General features: G+C 55.0%; 16 protein-coding genes. 6 read left to right on the top strand and 10 right to left on the bottom strand.

Annotation, left to right across the window (positions count from 1 at the left end; translation table 11 throughout):
- A partial coding sequence (locus tag KQJ18_RS07515; protein ID WP_216421769.1) for a molybdopterin-dependent oxidoreductase occupies nt 1-1,387 on the top strand: 1,387 nt, incomplete at its 5' end.
- Between the two features lie 90 nt (nt 1,388-1,477).
- Nucleotides 1,478-2,167, top strand: a complete 690-nt coding sequence (gene yjcO, locus KQJ18_RS07520; protein ID WP_038636323.1) for a Sel1 family TPR-like repeat protein YjcO — start codon at nt 1,478-1,480, stop codon at nt 2,165-2,167.
- Between the two features lie 53 nt (nt 2,168-2,220).
- Here the strand turns inward: yjcO and gltP are convergent, their stop codons facing one another.
- The 7 genes from gltP to nrfA all read right to left on the bottom strand — a co-directional run bounded on the left by gltP (nt 2,221) and on the right by nrfA (nt 10,386).
- Nucleotides 2,221-3,534 carry a glutamate/aspartate:proton symporter GltP gene (gltP, locus tag KQJ18_RS07525; protein ID WP_038636320.1) on the bottom strand — a complete coding sequence of 438 codons (1,314 nt, stop codon included), beginning with the start codon at nt 3,532-3,534 and terminating at the stop codon, nt 2,221-2,223.
- 344 nt (nt 3,535-3,878) lie between these two features.
- Nucleotides 3,879-4,499: a heme lyase NrfEFG subunit NrfG gene (gene nrfG / locus KQJ18_RS07530; protein WP_216421772.1), complete on the bottom strand. Its 621-nt coding sequence runs from the start codon at nt 4,497-4,499 to the stop codon at nt 3,879-3,881.
- A complete protein-coding gene (gene nrfF, locus KQJ18_RS07535) occupies nt 4,496-6,709 on the bottom strand; it encodes a heme lyase NrfEFG subunit NrfF (RefSeq protein WP_216421777.1) in 2,214 nt (737 codons plus the stop codon). The genes nrfG and nrfF overlap by 4 nt, the downstream gene beginning before the upstream one ends.
- 8 nt (nt 6,710-6,717) lie before the next feature.
- The gene (nrfD, locus tag KQJ18_RS07540; protein WP_006688269.1) at nt 6,718-7,674 is read right to left on the bottom strand and encodes a cytochrome c nitrite reductase subunit NrfD; all 957 of its coding nucleotides are present in this window, start codon (nt 7,672-7,674) and stop codon (nt 6,718-6,720) included.
- Entirely contained in the window at nt 7,671-8,342 is a 672-nt protein-coding gene (nrfC, locus tag KQJ18_RS07545; RefSeq protein WP_038636309.1) for a cytochrome c nitrite reductase Fe-S protein, read from the bottom strand. The genes nrfD and nrfC overlap by 4 nt, the downstream gene beginning before the upstream one ends.
- Nucleotides 8,339-8,905, bottom strand: coding sequence for a cytochrome c nitrite reductase pentaheme subunit (nrfB, locus tag KQJ18_RS07550; RefSeq protein WP_038636307.1), 567 nt, complete (start codon nt 8,903-8,905; stop codon nt 8,339-8,341). The genes nrfC and nrfB overlap by 4 nt, the downstream gene beginning before the upstream one ends.
- Before the next feature lie 44 nt (nt 8,906-8,949).
- Nucleotides 8,950-10,386 carry an ammonia-forming nitrite reductase cytochrome c552 subunit gene (nrfA, locus tag KQJ18_RS07555; protein ID WP_216421773.1) on the bottom strand — a complete coding sequence of 479 codons (1,437 nt, stop codon included), beginning with the start codon at nt 10,384-10,386 and terminating at the stop codon, nt 8,950-8,952.
- Between the two features lie 433 nt (nt 10,387-10,819).
- On the opposite strand from nrfA, the gene acs reads away from it, so the two are divergent.
- The 3 genes from acs to actP all read left to right on the top strand — a co-directional run bounded on the left by acs (nt 10,820) and on the right by actP (nt 14,975).
- Complete coding sequence (acs, locus tag KQJ18_RS07560; RefSeq protein WP_137347420.1) at nt 10,820-12,778, top strand: acetate--CoA ligase; 1,959 nt, start codon at nt 10,820-10,822, stop codon at nt 12,776-12,778.
- Nucleotides 12,779-13,014: 236 nt separating this feature from the next.
- Nucleotides 13,015-13,329, top strand: a complete 315-nt coding sequence (locus KQJ18_RS07565; protein ID WP_006688274.1) for a DUF485 domain-containing protein — start codon at nt 13,015-13,017, stop codon at nt 13,327-13,329.
- Nucleotides 13,326-14,975 (top strand): cation/acetate symporter ActP, encoded by a 1,650-nt coding sequence (actP, locus tag KQJ18_RS07570; protein WP_042312968.1) that lies wholly within the window; start codon nt 13,326-13,328, stop codon nt 14,973-14,975. The genes KQJ18_RS07565 and actP overlap by 4 nt, the downstream gene beginning before the upstream one ends.
- 45 nt (nt 14,976-15,020) lie before the next feature.
- On the opposite strand, the gene KQJ18_RS07575 is transcribed toward actP, so the two are convergent.
- Together KQJ18_RS07575 and KQJ18_RS07580 are read right to left on the bottom strand one after the other, a co-directional pair.
- The gene (locus KQJ18_RS07575; RefSeq protein ID WP_038636296.1) at nt 15,021-15,710 is read right to left on the bottom strand and encodes an LrgB family protein; all 690 of its coding nucleotides are present in this window, start codon (nt 15,708-15,710) and stop codon (nt 15,021-15,023) included.
- Nucleotides 15,703-16,113: a CidA/LrgA family protein gene (locus KQJ18_RS07580; protein WP_087856533.1), complete on the bottom strand. Its 411-nt coding sequence runs from the start codon at nt 16,111-16,113 to the stop codon at nt 15,703-15,705. The genes KQJ18_RS07575 and KQJ18_RS07580 overlap by 8 nt, the downstream gene beginning before the upstream one ends.
- Nucleotides 16,114-16,214: 101 nt before the next feature.
- On the opposite strand from KQJ18_RS07580, the gene KQJ18_RS07585 reads away from it, so the two are divergent.
- On the top strand, nt 16,215-17,105 hold the full coding sequence (locus KQJ18_RS07585; RefSeq protein ID WP_038636290.1) for a LysR family transcriptional regulator: 891 nt from the start codon (nt 16,215-16,217) through the stop codon (nt 17,103-17,105).
- Nucleotides 17,106-17,154: 49 nt separating this feature from the next.
- Here the strand turns inward: KQJ18_RS07585 and KQJ18_RS07590 are convergent, their stop codons facing one another.
- Nucleotides 17,155-18,801, bottom strand: coding sequence for a Na+/H+ antiporter (locus tag KQJ18_RS07590; RefSeq protein ID WP_038636287.1), 1,647 nt, complete (start codon nt 18,799-18,801; stop codon nt 17,155-17,157).
- Nucleotides 18,802-18,943 lie beyond the last annotated feature (142 nt).

Raw genomic sequence — 18,943 nt, forward strand, 5'->3', positions numbered from 1 at the left:
GTACAGCAAGATTGTCGAAGGCTATACGCCGGAGTCCGTCGAAGATATCACGGGCGTTAGCGCGCACGATATTCGTCAGGCTGCACGTATGTACGCCACGGCGAAAAGCGCGGCAATTCTGTGGGGCATGGGTGTGACCCAGTTCTATCAGGGTGTGGAAACCGTGCGTTCACTGACCAGCCTCGCGATGCTGACCGGTAACCTCGGTAAGCCAAGCGTGGGCGTTAACCCGGTTCGTGGCCAGAACAACGTTCAGGGCGCATGCGACATGGGCGCGCTGCCGGATACCTATCCGGGCTATCAGTACGTGAAATTCCCGGAAAACCGCGAGAAATTCGCTAAAGCCTGGGGCGTGGAAAGCCTGCCTGCGCATACCGGCTATCGCATCAGCGAACTGCCGCACCGTGCGGCGCATGGCGAAGTGCGCGCGGCGTACATTATGGGTGAAGATCCATTACAGACCGATGCTGAGCTCTCCGCAGTGCGCAAAGGCTTTGAGGATCTGGAACTGGTCATCGTGCAGGATATCTTCATGACCAAAACCGCCGCTGCCGCAGACGTTATTTTACCGTCTACGTCATGGGGCGAGCATGAAGGCGTCTTCTCTGCGGCGGACCGTGGCTTCCAGCGCTTCTTTAAAGCCGTTGAGCCGAAGTGGGATCTGAAAACGGACTGGCAGATTATCAGTGAAATCGCCACCCGTATGGGCTACCCGATGCACTACAACAACACCCAGGAAATCTGGGACGAGTTGCGTCATCTGTGCCCGGATTTCTACGGCGCCACTTACGAGAAAATGGGCGAACTGGGTTATATCCAGTGGCCTTGCCGCGACACCTCAGATGCCGACCAGGGTACGTCTTACCTCTTCAAAGAGAAGTTTGACACCCCGAACGGCCTGGCGCAGTTCTTCACCTGCGACTGGGTAGCGCCAATCGACAAACTCACCCCAGAGTACCCGATGGTACTGTCGACGGTGCGTGAAGTCGGCCACTACTCTTGCCGTTCGATGACCGGTAACTGTGCGGCGCTGGCCGCGCTGGCGGATGAGCCGGGCTATGCCCAGATCAACACCGCTGACGCAGAGCGTCTGGGTATTCAGGATGAAGATCTGGTGTGGGTTAACTCACGTAAAGGCCGGGTTATTACCCGCGCGGCAGTCAGCGATCGTCCAAACAAAGGCGCGATTTACATGACCTACCAGTGGTGGATTGGGGCATGTAATGAACTGGTAACCGAGAACTTAAGCCCGATTACCAAAACGCCGGAGTATAAATACTGTGCCGTTAACGTTGAACGCATTGCCGATCAGCGCGCTGCCGAACAGTATGTTATTGATGAGTACACCAAGCTGAAAGCCAGCCTGCGCGAAAGCGCGATGGGTTAAGCCTGAGCCTACGGCCTCCATTCGGAGGCCGTTTTTTTATGCACGCGATCTCTTTATACTGTCTACTCCGTACCCTAAATAAAACTCAAAATGAAACAACTTCTTGCATTGATGTTCTTCGTGACATTCTTTGCCCATGCCAGTGATACTGAACCCGGAAGCCAGTATCTACAGGCAGCAGAGGCAGGTGACCGACGCGCGCAGTATTTCCTCGCCGATACCTGGTTCAGTTCAGGCGATTTAAGCAAAGCCGAATACTGGGCGCAAAAAGCCGCCGACAACGGTGATGCGGATGCATATGCTTTGCTGGCGCAAATTAAGATAACCAACCCGGTCAGTCTGGATTACCCTCAGGCCAAAACGCTGGCGGAAAAAGCGACGCAGGCGGGCAGTAAGGCAGGGGAAATTACGCTGGCGCGTATTCTGGTGAACACCCAGGCAGGCCGCACCGATTACCCCAAAGCCATTACCTTGCTGCAAAACGCCTCCGAGGATCTGGAAAATGACTCCGCCGTCGACGCGCAAATGCTGCTCGGACTGATTTACGCCAACGGCGTCGGTATTCCTGCTGACGATGAGAAAGCGACGTGGTATTTCAAGCGTAGTTCAGCCATTTCCCGCACCGGGTATTCCGAATACTGGGCCGGGATGATGTTCTTAAACGGCGAGCAGGGTTTTATCGAGAAGAATAAACAGAAAGCGCTGCACTGGTTGAATCTGAGCTGTATGGAAGGATTCGATACCGGCTGCGAAGAGTTTGATAAGTTAGCCAACGGCTAATGGTTTGCATTGCCGGATGGCGGCGCAAGCGCCATCCGGCAATCTGTCATTAATTACTGATTAGCAGTCTTATCAAATTTGCCCAGCACGTCGCGCTCATAGGCCAGCGCTTTCTTGCGGTCAAATTTGTGTTCCCACTTGGCGATAACCAGCACGGCCAGCGCATTACCCACCACGTTCAGCGCAGTACGCGCCATATCGAGGATACGGTCAACACCGGCAATAAACGCCAGACCTTCCAGCGGGATCCCCACGCTGCCAAGCGTTGCCAGCAATACCACAAACGATACGCCCGGCACGCCCGCAATCCCTTTTGAGGTCACCATCAGCGTCAGCACCAGCACGATTTCCTGCCACAGCGACAGATCGATACCGTACAGTTGAGCAATAAAGATAGCGGCGATACTCTGGTACAGCGTTGAGCCATCAAGGTTGAATGAGTAACCGGTCGGCACCACAAAGCTGGTGATTGACGCCGGCGCGCCGTAGGCTTCCATCTTCTCAATAATACGCGGCAGCACGCTCTCAGAACTGGCGGTCGAGTAGGCCAGAATCAGCTCGTCTTTCAGAATGCGGATCAGGATCCAGATGCTCAAACCGCAGATGCGCGCGACGATCCCCAGCACCACCAGCGCGAAGAACAGGATGGCGAAATGCACCAACAGCACCAGCTTCGCCAGCGGCCACAGGGAGGCAAAACCGAAGTTCGCAACGGTAACGGCGATCAACGCAAAAACCCCGACTGGCGCGTAACGCATCACCATATGCGTCACTTTAAACATGGTTTCGGAGATCGAGCGGAACACGGTAACCAGCGGCTCGCGGTGAGTTGCCGGCAGAGAAGACAGACCTAAACCAAACAGTACCGAGAAGAAGATAATCGGCAGCATGTCGCCTTTTGCCATCGACGCGACGATGTTGGTCGGCACCAGTGACAAAATCGTGCCCATCAGGCCATGCGCGTGGCTCTGTACTTCTGCGGTGGTGCTCTGATATTTCGAAATATCGACGGTTGCCAGCTGCGACATATCAACCCCGGTACCGGGCTGGAACACATTCGCCAGCGTGATACCAAGGATAATCGCCACGGTGGTGATCACTTCGAAATAGATAATCGTTTTGGCGCCAATACGGCCCAGCTGTTTGGCATCGCCCACCCCGGCTATGCCGACAATCAACGTAGAGATGACAATCGGCACGACGATCATTTTGATCAGGTGGATAAAGATATCGCCCGCCGGAGACAGCAGGTTTACAATCAGCCATTCACGGCTGTCACTATGGTAATGCAGGTAACTCCCTAGCAGAATGCCCAGCACCATAGCGATTAGAATCTGCCATGCCAGGCTGACTTTCAAATTTTTCATAACAACGGACTTCCTCGATGAAGCGCTATTCCACATGCAGCGTGTGGGAATAGTACATACTGAAAGGGTATGATTTGTGTTGCGTTCGTTTATGGAGTTTTTTAACGCTTATTATCATTATCATCTGCATGGCATTCAGCGCAACCCTCTGAGAACAGGGCCTTTCGCTGATTATTTGCATAAAAATGCAATTTTATCGGGGTAATGATGAATAACTTTTTGTTATAAAAGAATTTTAATATGTTCAAAAATGAAGAAGTCAGGGCATGAGTTTTTTTTGCTCGCTTGTTCGTTTGCCTGTTTTTTAAACAGGCAAAATGATACAAATCACAAATAAAACAAATTTATTTTTGCCGATTCTGCAACAACTTCGCCATATTAATAGAGTCAATGAGCTGTGCCCGATTCACCCTCGGCGAGTTTAAATCCATAACCTTTTGCCACACTGAGATAGCCTGAGCGTAGTCTGCCTGCATAAACGCATCGGAAGCTAACAGCATCAGCGCAGTGACCTCTGTCGGGTCCAGCGCCAGAGCCTTATCAATCATCTCGCGGGTGGGCGGCGTCATATGTTGCCCGGCCTGATAGTACAGCACCGTCGCCAGCGCGGAATAGATTTCGGCGTTTTCACCGCGTATACGCAGCGCCTGCTCGTAGGCCAGCAGCGCATTATGATACGCGTTTTGCCACAGATAGTACTCACCCAGTTGCGCCCATTTCACTGCGTCCTGCGGATTCGCACGAATTTGCGATTGCAGAGAAAATAGCTGTTTTTCCTGAATATTTTCATCAGAAAAAGCATGTAAGGGGTCTGCCAGACGCGCCTGCTCCTGACGTGCCGCCTGCCATTTTGGCGTTAACAGGTAACCGCCGATGCAGGCCATCACCATCAGCACCGCCGCAGCAGCCAGCCGCTTCACGGGCATGGGACGTAACGGCGCAGTGGAATGTTCGGCCTGGCTCATTGCTCATCCTCTTCTGCGTGCTGACGCTTCCTCACCTGCCAGACCACCACGCCCACCAGCAATAACAGCAGGCACGGCAGCGCCCACAACAGCAGCGTTTGCTCATTCAACGGCGGGTTGTAGCGCACGAAATCACCGTAACGCTCGGTCATCCAGGCGGTGATTTCCGCTTCGCCTTTACCTTCAGCAACCATGCTGTAAACCTGATGGCGCATACTGACTGCCACGGGCGCATTGGATTCCAGCAAGTTCTGGTTCTGACACTGCGGACAGCGCAACTGACTGGCAATAGACAGCGCTTTCTCCTGCTGCTGCGGGTTGGCAAACGTCCATGTGTCCACCACCTGGGCATGGGTGGCAAAAGGGAGAAAAATCAGTAAAGCCACAAGTAACATCGTTCTGCCGGATGGCGGCTTGAACGCCTTATCCGGCCTACCCTGCTTTTCACTCGTAGGCCTGATAAGCGCAGCGCCATCAGGCAATAACTCAGGATACTTCCTCCCTCGCCATGCGCTCAGCAGCGCGCCAAACACCATCAACAATCCTCCTCCCCAAATCCAGCGCACGCCAGTCTGCACGTATAAGCGCATGGCGTAACGGTCCGGTCCGGTTTTTTCGCCCATCACCGCGTACCAGTCATGCATCAGATTCCAGCGGATACCCGGCTCCATCATCTGTTGACGACGCGCGGCATAGAAGCGCCTTTCGGGCTGCAGGCTACCGATACGCTGCTCATTTTGCCACAACGTGATCAGCGCTTTTTCACTGGTGTAGTTGCCTTTGGCTTCCAGGTCGAGACGCTCAAAACGGAAAATGTAGCCCGCAAGCGCGACCTGCTGCCCGGGGCTCAGATTCAGGCTTATCTCCTGACGACTACCGCTGGAAAAAACGATCCCAGCCGCAAATACCAATACCCCGGCATGCGCCAGCAGTGCCGGAAGCTGACAACGCAAAGAGACTTTGCGGCTTCTGATCGTTGCCAGCACGATAACCAGCAGCATCAGCAGCCCAAACGGCAGCGTGGCGCGGTTAAAGTACGGCGCGCCAACGGAGAGCCTTCCCCAGCCGAACAACCCGTAAATCATCGGATAGAGCGTGCCAATCAGCACAATCAGTAGCACCGCGCAAAAAAGTAATAGCGCGACCAGAATCAGCATCTCGCGCGACCAGCCGCCAAAACGCGCATTCTGGCGAATTTGCTGGCCTCGCCAGGCGTACAACCCCAGCGACGCCAGGCTCAATACGCTAAACAGCGCAAACAGCGGCGCGGCGCGCACGTTATCCAACGCAAAGGCATGTACCGAAACAAGAATGCCGGAACGCACAATCAGCGTCCCCAGCAGCGATAAGATCAGCGTGACGATCGCCAGCAGCAGCGACCAGTGGCGGAAGATCCCACGCTGGCGCGTGATGTACAGGCTATGCAGCAACGCGCTGGCGGAGAGCCAGGGTAATAAGGAGGCATTTTCGACCGGGTCCCAGAACCACCCCCCCCCCCAGCCCAGCTCGCAGTAGGCCCACCAGGAACCGAGGATTATCCCCAGCGTCAGCGCGCACCAGCCGGGCAGCGCCCAGCGCCAGCACACCCAGGCGCTCTGCGCGTTAAAGTCACCGCGCAGCAGCGAGGCCAGCGCCACGCCCGCGGCTACCATCAAACCACCGTAACCCAGGTACAGCAGCGGCGGGTGGAGGATTAACCCAAGATGTTGCAGCATCGGGTTAAGGTCCCGTCCTTCTATAGCAGGCGGGAAAATACGCACGAAGGGATCGGACCAGACCACCACAAACAGCAGCAACAGGGCCGTCACCATTGACAGGACGCTGAGCGTCAGCGGAAACAGTGGATCAGAATCACGCCGATAGCACAGAGCGAACAGCGCGCTCCAGCCGGAAAGAAAGAGCACCCACAACAGCAGCGACCCTTCATGGCCGCCCCAAACCGCCGCCAGTTTTAATCCCCACGGCAGCAGGCTGTAGCTGTGCTGAGCAACATAGACCACCGAAAAGTCGCTGGTCAGAAAACAGAATACCAGAATGGCAAAAGCCAGCAGCAGCAGCGCAAACTGCGTCCATACGCCCACGCTTGCCAGGCGCATCACGCCCTGCCAGCGCTGGCGGACACCCACCAACACGGCAAGTGGGGTCAACACGTTGACCCCGAGGCTTAATAACAGTGCCAGAAAACCGGCTTCAGGAAGGAGAACGTCCAGATATCACCTTACGCAACGGTTAGCTGACCCGCATAGAGAATGAAAAAGCGCAGCAACAGTACGCCGGTCAGGCTGGCGCCGCAGACTGCCAATACGCCATGAAACGTCGAACTGCGGTTGGCCCAGGGTTTTAGCAGCATCGGCAGTATCAGCCCAAGCCCCGCCACGCCAAGCCAGAACCACCAGGTCCAGAATCCGCCGCCCAGCGCCGCCGCCAGCGCGCGCATTTTGCCGTCATCGCCCAGCGCCAGGCCGACGAAGAACGCCGCCAGCAGGAAGATCTCCAGCCATACCACCGGGACCTCCATGCGATGCACAAAGTGCGCTTCAGTGCTGTGCGGGTTGCTACGATGGCGTAACGCCATGGCGATCAGCGCCACCGCCGCGCCGGAGGAGATCCCGGAGAACAGGAACAGTACCGGCAGGATCGGGTTATTCAGGAACGGGTAGGACTTCAGCGCCGAGAGCAAAAACCCGGTGTACGCCCCAAGCAGAACCGCCAGCACCAGCATTAACGTCTCCAGCGCACGATGAAACGGCGTTATCAGCGTCAACGCTTTCTGCACGATCCCTAACCGCGGCAGCCAGCGTTGTTGCAGGGCAATCACCTCTTTTTCAAAGATTTTTGCCAACCACAGCACCAGTACTACCATATACAACTGGAACAGCATGACCCCCATCGACATCACCGAGGTGAAGCTGTAGTGGAACATCAGTTTCCAGAAGGTCCATGGCCGCGTCAGGTGGAATACCAGAATCAGCAGACCGAAGATAATCGCCCCCGGCCCTAACACCAGCGTGGTGCGCAGCAGCGTGCTGTCCGAACCGCCCGCCTCAGGATGGAAGCGACGCAGCAGAATCGCCAACGTAACCAGTCCGGCGGAGATGCCAATCAGGAACAGATAGATGGCGATGGGCCAGTCCCACACCAGTGATTCAAAATGAAATGCAGAAGCGGGTGTCATTGGCTCACCTCCCCATATTTAAAGGGAACGCGGTAGACCTTCGGTTTTGTGCCCAGCGCCAGCTTGTAACGGTAGGTGGTTTTCTGCTGCAACAAACGGGAGATATCGCTGTTGGGATCGTCCAGATTACCAAACGTCAGCGCCTTCGTCGGGCATGACTCAACGCAGGCGGGCTGTTTGCCCGCTTTCAGGTTGGTTTTCCGGCAGAAATCGCATTTATCCGCCGTTTTGCTCACCGGATGGATAAAGCGCACGCGATAAGGACACGCGGCGATACAGTACTGACAGCCAACGCAAAGATCAGGGTTCACATCCACAATGCCGTTGGCGGCATCGCGATACGATGCCCCCGTCGGGCAGACGTCAACGCAGGGGGCATGGTCGCAATGCTGGCACGAGTGGCGGAAAAAGCGATATTTCACATCAGGAAACGTCCCCTGCGGCTCGCTGCGAATAATCGTCAGACGCGATACGCCTTCCGGTACGTTGTTGACTTCCCGACAAGCATCCATGCAGGCCGTGCAGCCGATGCATAATGACTCATCGTGTACCATTCCGTAACGTACGCCATTGATATTTAGCGTCTTCGCCACAACGCGTCCCGCCGTCCCGCTCACTGCCACCAGCGCGCCGACGCCGGTGATAAACTGGCGACGAGAGCAACTCATGGATGCTCCTTAAGCAACGGAACCGACGCCGGGTTAAAGTTCGGATTGTTACGCTGATCGCTGTGGCAATCGACGCAAATCTTGATCCGTCCTTTATCGCTTAGCGTCTGCATCGTGTCTTGCTTCGGATGCAGTGAGTGACAGCTGGCGCACGCCACTTTTGTGACGTGGACATCGTGCGGCCAGAACGCTTTTTGCAACTGCTCAGGCAGGTGACAGGACATACAGACGCTGTTCTGCTGCTCCACATTGTACATTGGCTCATTAAAGCGCATCACATCCTTCACCCCTTCGCGGTGGTTCGGTGACGGCTGGCCGTGACAGTTGGTGCAGGTGACCGGCAGTTTGTTGTTCGGGTTAATGACTTGCGCATGTTTACCATGCATGCCTTCGGTATCCGGCTTGTGACAATCCAGACAGGCAGCATCCGGATTACGCTGCTGAGTAACCGTCCAGCGTTGATCCGACTCCTGCGGCGTTGGCGTGGCAGTGATTCCACTCAGGCTCCAGAACAGGCCTGACGCCAGCACCCCAGCAGTTAATAACGAACGTAATACGCTCATATTCACTCCGTTGAGTTATCCGCCCCTTACGGGGCGAAATGGGGTTATTGGCTTAACAGACCGTTTTTACGCGCCTGCTCTTCCCACTGCGGAATCACCGTTTTGATGAAGTCCTGCTTCTCAGCATTGATTTGCTGCATGTTCAGACCAATCGCCGCCTGGGCTTTCTCTTTGGTAGAGATATCCGGTAACGGGATTTCATGCGTGATGCCTTTGGTCGCCAGCAGACGAACCAGTTTGGTACGTGCGTCGGCGGCTTTATCCATTGCGCTACCCAGCATCCGCAGACCTTCTTCCGGCGCATGCATGTGAATACCGTGTGAGGCGATAGACAGGTCCCAGCGCCATTGTGCGTGACGGATATCTTCCAGAATCGGCTTCATTTCCGCTTCGGTCGCACCCGCATCCCATGCGGCTTTCGCTTCGAAGTGCGCATGTACCAGTTGATCTTCAACCTTGATTTTCAGGTCATGAATGGCCTGTTTACGCTCGGCGACCACTTTTTGCAGGGATGCTTTGTCCTGGGTATGGCAGTTCGCACAGGTCTGGGCGAAGTTATCGAACGGATTACCAATCTTGTGATCGGTATAGATCTTACCTTCCGCGTTTTGCACTTTCGGCATGTGACAGTCGATGCAGGTCACGTTGTTCTTACCGTGAATGCCCGCGCTCCAGGTTTCATATTCCGGGTGCTGCGCTTTCAGCATCGGGGTTTTGGACAGAGAGTTAGTCCAGTCAGAGAAGGCGATGGTGTCGTAGTATTTCTCCATGTTCTCGACTTTCATGCCCTCATCCCACGGGAACTTAACGGCTTTGTTCTTACCGTCGAAGTAGTACTCCACGTGGCACTGGCCGCAGACCATGGATTGCTGATCAAAGCGACCGGCTTTCTCAAACGGTTTGCCGATAGCTTCCATCGCGCGCTCAGCGTAAGGACGCGACAGCATCAGCTCAGGCTTGCCTTTGGCGAAGTCCGGCGACGCGGTGTTATGGCAATCTGCACACCCGAGGTTGTTAACAATTTCCGGACCGCCGCGCGCCCATTTACCGTGGAAGTAACCATCTTCACCGTCTTTCTGGATCAGACGCGCCACATCCGGGCTTTTACAGCTCCAGCAAGCCATCGGCAGCGGGCCGTCTTCTGCCGTTTTAGGTGCGCCGGTACGTAAGGTTTCACGTACATCGGTCACCGCATACGCGTGCCCGCGCGGTTTGTTGTAATCGCGCGAGAATGGATATCCCGCCCACAGGATCACCAGACGCGGATCTTCTGCCAGCGCATCTTCACGGGCTGATTGCTCAGACGTGGCTTTCCAGGAGAGGTATTGATCGGGATGCTGAGGGGCGAAGGTTTCATTCTTCGCTTCAACGGTGACGGTCTTTGCGGGTACAGGAGTTTGTTCAGCGTGAACAGCAGAGATAAATAATAAAGGTAATAACAGGCTGAAGAAACGGCGTACGCGTGATTTTGTCCTTGCCATAGGGGTCTCATCCAGATGACGCCATTATCTGCAATGGCGGTTCTTTTATTGTTTTCCATAACAGCAACCACACGAATACTGTCATGACATTGCTCCCCCCAATTTGTAACAAGAAACCACACTGAAAATGTTGTCTTTAATCAATTGTAAGTGTATGTAAAATACCACTTTAGAGTTAGTTACCCCCTCAAACCACTCACTCTTTTGTTTAATTCTGAGACAGATCACCTTTTCAACAATTCTCAGATAACCCCATGTTATCGCGAGAATTAATCAATTTTTGCTAGTTCTCTTCAAAATTCAGTTTGTCGCTAATTTGCACAATTCGTTTATTGCGTGATCTGCCGCCCAAATACTAAACAAAACTCGCAAAGCCCCTACATTTAACGTTTATGCGACATATTATTAACATCCTACAAGGAGAACAAAAGCCATGAGCCAAATACATAAACACGCTATTCCCGCAAACATTGCGGATCGTTGCCTGATAAATCCGGAGCAGTACGAAGCGAAGTACCAGCAATCTGTTAACGAACCCGACACATTTTGGGGCGAGCAGGGAAAGATTCTTGATTGGATCAAGCCGTACAGCCAGGTGAAGAACACCTCGTTTGCGCCAGGCAACGTCTCTATTAAATGGTATGAGGATGGCACGCTAAACCTGGCGGCGAACTGCCTTGACCGTCACCTGCAGGCAAATGGCGATCGTACCGCCATCATCTGGGAAGGCGACGACGCCAGCCAAAGCAAACATATTACCTACCGCGAGCTGCATCGCGATGTCTGTCGTTTTGCCAATACGTTACTGGATTTAGGCATTAAAAAAGGTGATGTGGTGGCCATATATATGCCGATGGTGCCGGAAGCGGCGGTCGCCATGCTGGCCTGTGCCCGTATTGGCGCGGTGCATTCGGTCATCTTCGGTGGTTTCTCACCGGAAGCCGTCGCCGGACGTATCATCGACTCTAATTCTCGCCTGGTGATCACCGCCGATGAAGGCGTACGCGCCGGACGCGCTATCCCGTTGAAAAAGAACGTCGATGATGCGCTGAAAAACCCGAACGTGAAAAGCGTCGAACACGTTATCGTTCTCAAACGTACCGGTGGAAAAACGGAATGGCAGGAAGGTCGTGACCTGTGGTGGTCCGATATTATTGAGAAAGCCAGCCCGGAACATCAGCCGGAAGAGATGAACGCCGAAGATCCGCTGTTTATCCTGTATACCTCCGGGTCAACCGGCAAGCCGAAGGGCGTGCTGCACACCACCGGCGGATATCTGGTCTACGCCGCAACCACCTTTAAGTACGTGTTTGACTATCATCAGGGCGATATCTATTGGTGTACCGCTGACGTAGGTTGGGTAACCGGGCACAGCTACCTGCTGTACGGTCCGCTGGCCTGCGGCGCAACCACGCTGATGTTCGAAGGCGTGCCCAACTGGCCTACCCCGGCGCGTATGGCGCAGGTTGTGGATAAGCACCAGGTCAATATTCTGTATACCGCGCCGACCGCCATCCGCGCTCTGATGGCAGAAGGCGATAAAGCGATTGAAGGTACTGACCGTTCGTCGCTGCGCATCCTGGGTTCCGTTGGCGAGCCAATCAACCCGGAAGCGTGGGAGTGGTACTGGAAGAAGATCGGCAACGAAAAATGTCCGGTCGTCGATACCTGGTGGCAGACCGAAACCGGTGGATTCATGATCACCCCGCTGCCGGGCGCCACCGAGCTGAAAGCCGGTTCCGCAACCCGTCCGTTCTTTGGCGTGCAGCCTGCGATTGTCGATAACGAAGGTAATCCGCTGGAAGGCGCAACCGAAGGCAACCTGGTGATTATTGACTCGTGGCCAGGCCAGGCGAGAACGTTGTTTGGCGATCATGAACGTTTTGAACAGACCTACTTCTCTACCTTCAAAAATATGTACTTCAGCGGCGACGGCGCACGCCGTGATGAAGATGGTTATTACTGGATCACCGGACGTGTGGACGATGTGCTAAACGTCTCTGGTCACCGTCTGGGCACGGCAGAAATCGAATCGGCGCTGGTGTCGCATCCGAAGATTGCCGAAGCCGCGGTGGTCGGTATTCCGCATAATATTAAAGGCCAGGCGATCTACGCCTACGTCACGCTGAATCACGGCGAAGAACCGTCGCCTGAGTTGTATGCCGAAGTTCGCAACTGGGTGCGTAAAGAAATTGGCCCGCTGGCAACGCCAGATGTGCTGCACTGGACCGATTCACTGCCGAAAACCCGCTCCGGCAAAATTATGCGCCGCATTCTGCGCAAAATCGCGGCGGGCGATACCAGCAATCTGGGCGATACCTCAACCCTCGCCGATCCAGGCGTCGTTGAGAAACTGCTCGAAGAGAAGCAGGCCATCGCGATGCCATCATAACCATAACCGTGAAATGTCCGATGGCGCGCTGCTTATCGGGCCTACAAATCCTATCCCTACCCCTCCCCTGAGCGGGAGGGAAATATAAAAACCCTCCCCCAAAGGATTTCGTGTTACAGGAAGGCGGCAAGCGAGCACATCCCCAGGAGCATAGTTCACTATGTGACTGGGGTGGGCGAGTGCGGCCAACGAACCTGTAGCGCGAAAGACGCAGGGGACCTCTGGAGAGCTCTGTGATGAATGACAATATTTATCAGCGGATAGAAGACAGTGCGCGTTTCAGGGAGTTAGTTGAAAAACGGCAACGGTTTGCCACCATTCTGTCCATCATCATGCTGGCAGTTTACATCAGCTTTATTTTACTGATTGCCTTTGCGCCTGGTTGGCTGGGTACTCCGCTGCACGCGGGAACCAGCGTCACCCGGGGTATTCCGATTGGGGTCGGCGTGATCCTTATCTCCTTCATCCTGACCGGGATCTATATCTGGCGGGCAAACGGTGAATTCGATCGCCTGAACAATGCGGTTCTGCACGAGGTTAAAGCATCATGAAGAGAGTCCTGACGGCGCTTGCCGCCACGCTGCCCTTCGCCGCAAACGCGGCGGATGCTATAAGCGGAGCAGTCCAACGCCAGCCAACCAACTGGCAGGCGATTATCATGTTCCTGATTTTCGTCATCTTTACGCTTGGTATTACCTACTGGGCGTCTAAACGCGTGCGTTCGCGTAATGACTACTACACCGCTGGCGGTAACATCACCGGCTTCCAGAACGGGCTGGCGATTGCAGGCGACTATATGTCTGCTGCATCGTTCCTCGGGATTTCCGCGCTGGTCTTTACCTCCGGTTATGACGGACTGATTTACTCGCTCGGCTTCCTGGTCGGCTGGCCGATTATCCTGTTCCTGATTGCTGAACGCCTGCGTAACCTTGGTCGCTACACCTTTGCCGACGTGGCCTCTTATCGCCTGAAACAAGGTCCGATTCGTATTCTCTCGGCGTGTGGTTCCCTGGTGGTGGTCGCGCTGTATCTGATCGCGCAGATGGTCGGCGCGGGTAAACTGATTGAGCTGCTGTTTGGCCTGAACTACCACATTGCCGTCGTGCTGGTTGGCGTATTGATGATGATGTACGTCCTGTTTGGCGGCATGCTGGCAACCACCTGGGTACAGATCATTAAAGCCGTTCTGTTGCTGTTCGGCGCCAGCTTTATGGCCTTTATGGTGATGAAGCACGTCGGCTTTAGTTTCAACAATCTGTTCACCGAAGCGATGGCGGTACACCCGAAAGGTTCCGCCATTATGAGCCCGGGCGGGCTGGTGAAAGATCCGATCTCCGCGCTGTCGTTAGGTCTCGGCCTGATGTTTGGTACGGCGGGCTTACCGCACATCCTGATGCGTTTCTTCACGGTCAGCGATGCCCGCGAAGCGCGTAAAAGCGTATTCTATGCCACCGGTTTTATGGGTTATTTCTACATCCTGACCTTTATCATCGGCTTTGGCGCGATCATGCTCGTTGGCGCGAACCCTGTGTATAAAGACGCTGCTGGCGCGCTTATCGGCGGTAACAACATGGCGGCGGTACATCTGGCGAATGCGGTGGGCGGGAACCTGTTCCTCGGTTTCATCTCGGCAGTGGCGTTTGCCACCATTCTGGCAGTGGTTGCTGGTTTGACGCTGGCGGGCGCATCGGCAGTTTCTCACGACCTGTACGCCAACGTATTCCGCAAAGGCGCAACCGAGCGCGAAGAGCTGAAGGTGTCGAAAATTACCGTACTGGTGCTGGGTGTGATTGCCATCGTGCTCGGCGTGCTGTTCGAAAACCAGAACATCGCCTTCATGGTGGGACTGGCATTTGCTATCGCAGCCAGCTGTAACTTCCCCATCATTCTGCTCTCCATGTACTGGTCAAAACTGACCACGCGTGGCGCAATGATGGGCGGCTGGTTAGGTCTGCTGACGGCCGTCGTGCTGATGGTGCTTGGCCCAACAATTTGGGTACAAATCCTGGGTCACGAAAAAGCCATATTCCCGTATGAATATCCGGCGCTGTTCTCCATCAGCGTAGCGTTCCTCGGGATCTGGTTCTTCTCTGCCACCGATAACTCAGAAGAAGGTAACCGCGAACGCGAGCAGTTCCGTGCTCAGTTCATCCGTTCCCAGACCGGGTATGGCGTTGAACAAGGTCGCGCGCACTAATCTTCCCTCTCCTCCGGCTTCCGGGCCGGAGGATTACTGCCTTTCTCAGAACATCAGCCTTGCGACCAGCGGCGATACCAGCACCATCACCACGCCGGAAAGCATCATCACCAGGCTAGCCACTACGCCCTCCTGTTGGCCGAGCTCATATGAGCGAGCCGTGCCTGCGCCGTGCGATGCTGCGCCAAAACCTGCGCCTTTCGCCATCCCTTCGCGAATAGAGAGCCGCAAAAACAGCACATCGCCGACCGCCATCCCGAATACGCCCGTCACGACCACGAACAATGCCACCAGATCCGGCTGACCGCCCAATGGCTCTGCCGCCGCCAGCGCAAATGGCGTAGTAACGGACCGCACCGCCAGACTGCGCTGAATTTCATCAGGCAGCATAAACAGGCGCGCTAACCAGACGGAACTGGTGACCGCCACCAGTGTCGCCGTCACCACACCCGCCGTCAGCGACATCCAGTGACGTTTAATCACGGCGAGGTTGTCATAAACCGGAACGGCGAAGGCAATGGTTGCGGGACCTAGCAGCCATAGCAGCCAGTGCGATTCACCAATATAGTTTTGCCAGGAGATATGTCCAAAGACCAACATCAGCACCAACAGCGCCGGAGTAAGCACTAACGGCATCAGCGGTAATTTACGAAAGCGGCGATACAGGCGCTTGTTGGCAAAATAGATGCCCAGCGTAATCACCAGACACAGCACGCTTAACTGGAAATTACTCACGGTTTAACCTGCTCATTTCATAGCGATACACTTTATCCACGACCCATGCCGTTGCGCCGAGCACCATCATCGTACTTATCGCAATAACGGCAAAAATACGCCATCCATCAACCAGTAGCAGTTGCGTATAGTTAACGACGGCGACCACCGCCGGGACAAAAAATAACAGCATTTCAGCCAGTAACCAGCGAGCGCCTGCGCGGATCCAGTTCAGCGGGATAACCCGGCAGACAATCAACGCCAGCATCAGCACCATCCCAACCAGGTTGGCAGGAAGCGGCAGATGCAGCCAGGCGACAAGATATTGAGCAAAAACAAAGAGACCTGCGTACAACAGAACCTGAACAGGGATCTGGAGTCGATGAATAACGGCAGGCGTCACGCGGCTTATCGCCACAGCCATGAGGGTATGTCCTTAAAAAATAGAGAGCGCCAGTATAGAGAGCCCCCGTCCAGGACTGAAATGAATTAAAATCATTGCAGGCATAGTCTTAAGGAATAATCATGGATATCAGAACGCTGCGATATTTTGTTGAGGTGGTGCGTCAGCAGAGCTTTACCCGCGCAGCGGAGAAACTCTTTGTCACCCAGCCCACCATCAGCAAAATGTTGAAGAACCTTGAAGACGAGCTTAATTGCACGTTGCTCATCCGCGACGGACGGCGGCTGTTGTTGACCGATACCGGCCAGGTCGTGTTCGAACGCGGCCTGGCGATCCTCGCCGAATTCCGCCAGCTCGAAGCAGAACTCAGCGACATTAATCACCTCAACAAGGGAATACTGCGCCTCGGTATCCCGCCCATGGTGGGTATGTTGATGGCTGGCCCCATCAGCCTTTTTCGCCAGCGTTATCCCGGCGTGGAACTGAAAGTGTCTGAATTTGGCGGTTTAACCGTCCAGCAGGCGGTGATGAACGGCGATCTGGATGTTGCGATGACCGCGTTGCCGGTTGAAGAAGAGAGCGGTCTGGCGACCTTACCGCTTTTCAGTCATCCGCTCTGCGTGCTGGTCCCCCGCTCCGGTCAATGGACAACGTGCGACTCCATTTCCCCCGAAGCGCTGGCGGAGCATCCGCTGCTTATCTACAACGAAGATTTCGCGTTGAGCCGTCAACTGCTTGAGTTGTTTAACCAGCACAACGTAAAACCGCGTATCGCTGTGCGCAGCGGGCAGTGGGATTTTCTGGCGGCAATGGTGCAAGCCGGCGTCGGGATCGCCATTTTACCGGAGCCGATTTGCCAGCGGTTGGATAAGCAAACGCTGCGCTGGATCCCTCTGGAAAGCGACTTACGCTGGCAGTTGGGCATGATTTGGCGCGAAGGTGTGTATCTGTCGCACAGCGCCCAGGCATGGCTGAAATGTTGCGAAGGGTTTTGGTTAACGCAGGAGTCGTAAAATGCCGGATGCGGCTAAACGCCTTATCCGGCCTACAACGAGCTTCCTTTTATTGGTTCTCAATCAACAGCGCTTCCAGCAAATCCAGATCGTGCAATAGCTTTTGCAGCGTTTCATTGCTGATTTCACGCGTGGCGCGCAGATGATAAAGCTCGGCGCGTTCTGAACGCAGCGCCGCCAGGCGGAACCGTCGCTCCAGGTTCTCTTCCTGCATTGAGCTTTCTACATCGTTTCGCCCATCGGCGCGACGACGCAGGTTACCAATGACACGGGAGCTCACCTCAGTCAGTAGCTGATTATCAATGTTCTCTTCGCTATCCGCAGCCAGACGCTCCTCCATTTTCTGGATCGCGACAATCGCGACTTCCGCCGTGGCAGCGCGGGCAATGCGCTCCTCTTTTTGCTGTTGCGAGTGGTCTGCAACTTCCAGATGCTGTAGCAGAATCGGCAGCATCACCACGCCGACAAACAGCGAGAACAGAATCACGCCCGCGGCGAGGAAGATCAGCTCATAACGCGCCGGGAAGCCGCTCCCGTCCGGTAACAACAGAGGAATGGAGAGCACACCGGCGAGGGTAATGGCCCCGCGAACTCCCGCAAAGGAGGCAATCAGGATTTCACGCGTCGTCCAGGAGCCAAACTCCATCGGCTTTTTCTTCAGGAAGCGCAGGCTGAACTTCTTCATGGTCCACAACCAGCCAAAACGTACCAACATCAGCGCGGCATAAATCAGCACGATATCGGTAAACAGCATCCAGATTTCAACGTTCGGATCGACTTCCGCCGCCGCCAAAGATGACTCCAGAATGCCCGGCAACTGCAGTCCTAACAACAAGAAGACCATGCCGTTAAACACAAACTCCAGCATCGCCCAGGTGCTGTTAGCACGTAAACGCATCGCCAACGGCGCGCGGCGCATCACGCCAGAGCGGGTAATCGTCATCCCGGCAGCAACCGCCGCGAGAATGCCTGAAACACCGATGTGTTCCGCAATCAGATAAGACGCAAACGGCAGCAGGAACAGCAGGACGATTTGCGTTGCCGGCTCATCACCGCCCCAACGGCTAAGAAAACGCAGGGAGCGTCCGTATAACCAACTGACGACAAAACCGGCCAGGATGCCGCCAACCGCCACTTTGAAGAACTCAAGCGTTGCACCGCCGACGGTAAACACCATCGTGCCCATCGCCACGGCAACGGCAAATTTCAGCGAGACCAGGCCGGACGCGTCGTTCATCAACGCTTCGCCCTGCAGGATACCCATGATTTTCTTCGGGATGCGCCCCTCACCCACAATACCGGAAAGGGCGACGGCATCGGTTGGCGACAGCACGGCAGCCAGTGCAAAAGCAGGAATGAGAGGGATCCCCGGCACCAGCCAGTAAATCATAAAGCCAATCCCGACCACCGTGACCAGAACCAGCGCCAGCGCAAGGCCGAAAATCTCTCGCCCGTGCTCCAGAAACTCACGCGTCGGCGTCTTCCAGCCATCGGCAAACAGCAGCGGCGGGATAAACAGCACCAGAAACAGCTCTGGATCGAATTCCACATGCAAACCAAACGTCGGCCACGCCAGCAAGGCGCCGATGGCGATCTGCATAAGGGGTAAAGGGAGTTGGAAGGGCAATACGCGAGTAAATACCCCCGACAGCGAGACCACAAGGGTCATGATGAGTATGGTGAAAAAGATTTCCATGCGTTCCCTGTTTGCGATGTTTCTTATGATTGGTGATAAAGGCGTCGTGCCTTAATTCTATCTACTTGAGAGTATCGCAAAAGACAACGAGTGTGTTCTGAAAATAAAAACGGGCGGCCTGGGCCACCCGTTTTCAGGAGCG

It is taken from the genome of Citrobacter sp. S55_ASV_140, assembly GCF_018919505.1.
Lineage (GTDB): Bacteria > Pseudomonadota > Gammaproteobacteria > Enterobacterales > Enterobacteriaceae > Citrobacter > Citrobacter werkmanii.

Bases quoted from the DNA above. Each gene is read 5' to 3' on its own strand.
- yjcO (WP_038636323.1), top strand. From the start codon at position 1,478: ATGAAACAACTTCTTGCATTGATGTTCTTCGTGACATTCTTTGCCCAT.
- gltP (WP_038636320.1), bottom strand. From the start codon at position 3,534: ATGAAAAATTTGAAAGTCAGCCTGGCATGGCAGATTCTAATCGCTATG.
- nrfG (WP_216421772.1), bottom strand. From the start codon at position 4,499: ATGAGCCAGGCCGAACATTCCACTGCGCCGTTACGTCCCATGCCCGTG.
- nrfD (WP_006688269.1), bottom strand. From the start codon at position 7,674: ATGACACCCGCTTCTGCATTTCATTTTGAATCACTGGTGTGGGACTGG.
- nrfC (WP_038636309.1), bottom strand. From the start codon at position 8,342: ATGAGTTGCTCTCGTCGCCAGTTTATCACCGGCGTCGGCGCGCTGGTG.
- nrfB (WP_038636307.1), bottom strand. From the start codon at position 8,905: ATGAGCGTATTACGTTCGTTATTAACTGCTGGGGTGCTGGCGTCAGGC.
- nrfA (WP_216421773.1), bottom strand. From the start codon at position 10,386: ATGGCAAGGACAAAATCACGCGTACGCCGTTTCTTCAGCCTGTTATTA.
- acs (WP_137347420.1), top strand. From the start codon at position 10,820: ATGAGCCAAATACATAAACACGCTATTCCCGCAAACATTGCGGATCGT.
- KQJ18_RS07565 (WP_006688274.1), top strand. From the start codon at position 13,015: ATGAATGACAATATTTATCAGCGGATAGAAGACAGTGCGCGTTTCAGG.
- actP (WP_042312968.1), top strand. From the start codon at position 13,326: ATGAAGAGAGTCCTGACGGCGCTTGCCGCCACGCTGCCCTTCGCCGCA.
- KQJ18_RS07580 (WP_087856533.1), bottom strand. From the start codon at position 16,113: ATGGCTGTGGCGATAAGCCGCGTGACGCCTGCCGTTATTCATCGACTC.
- KQJ18_RS07585 (WP_038636290.1), top strand. From the start codon at position 16,215: ATGGATATCAGAACGCTGCGATATTTTGTTGAGGTGGTGCGTCAGCAG.
- KQJ18_RS07590 (WP_038636287.1), bottom strand. From the start codon at position 18,801: ATGGAAATCTTTTTCACCATACTCATCATGACCCTTGTGGTCTCGCTG.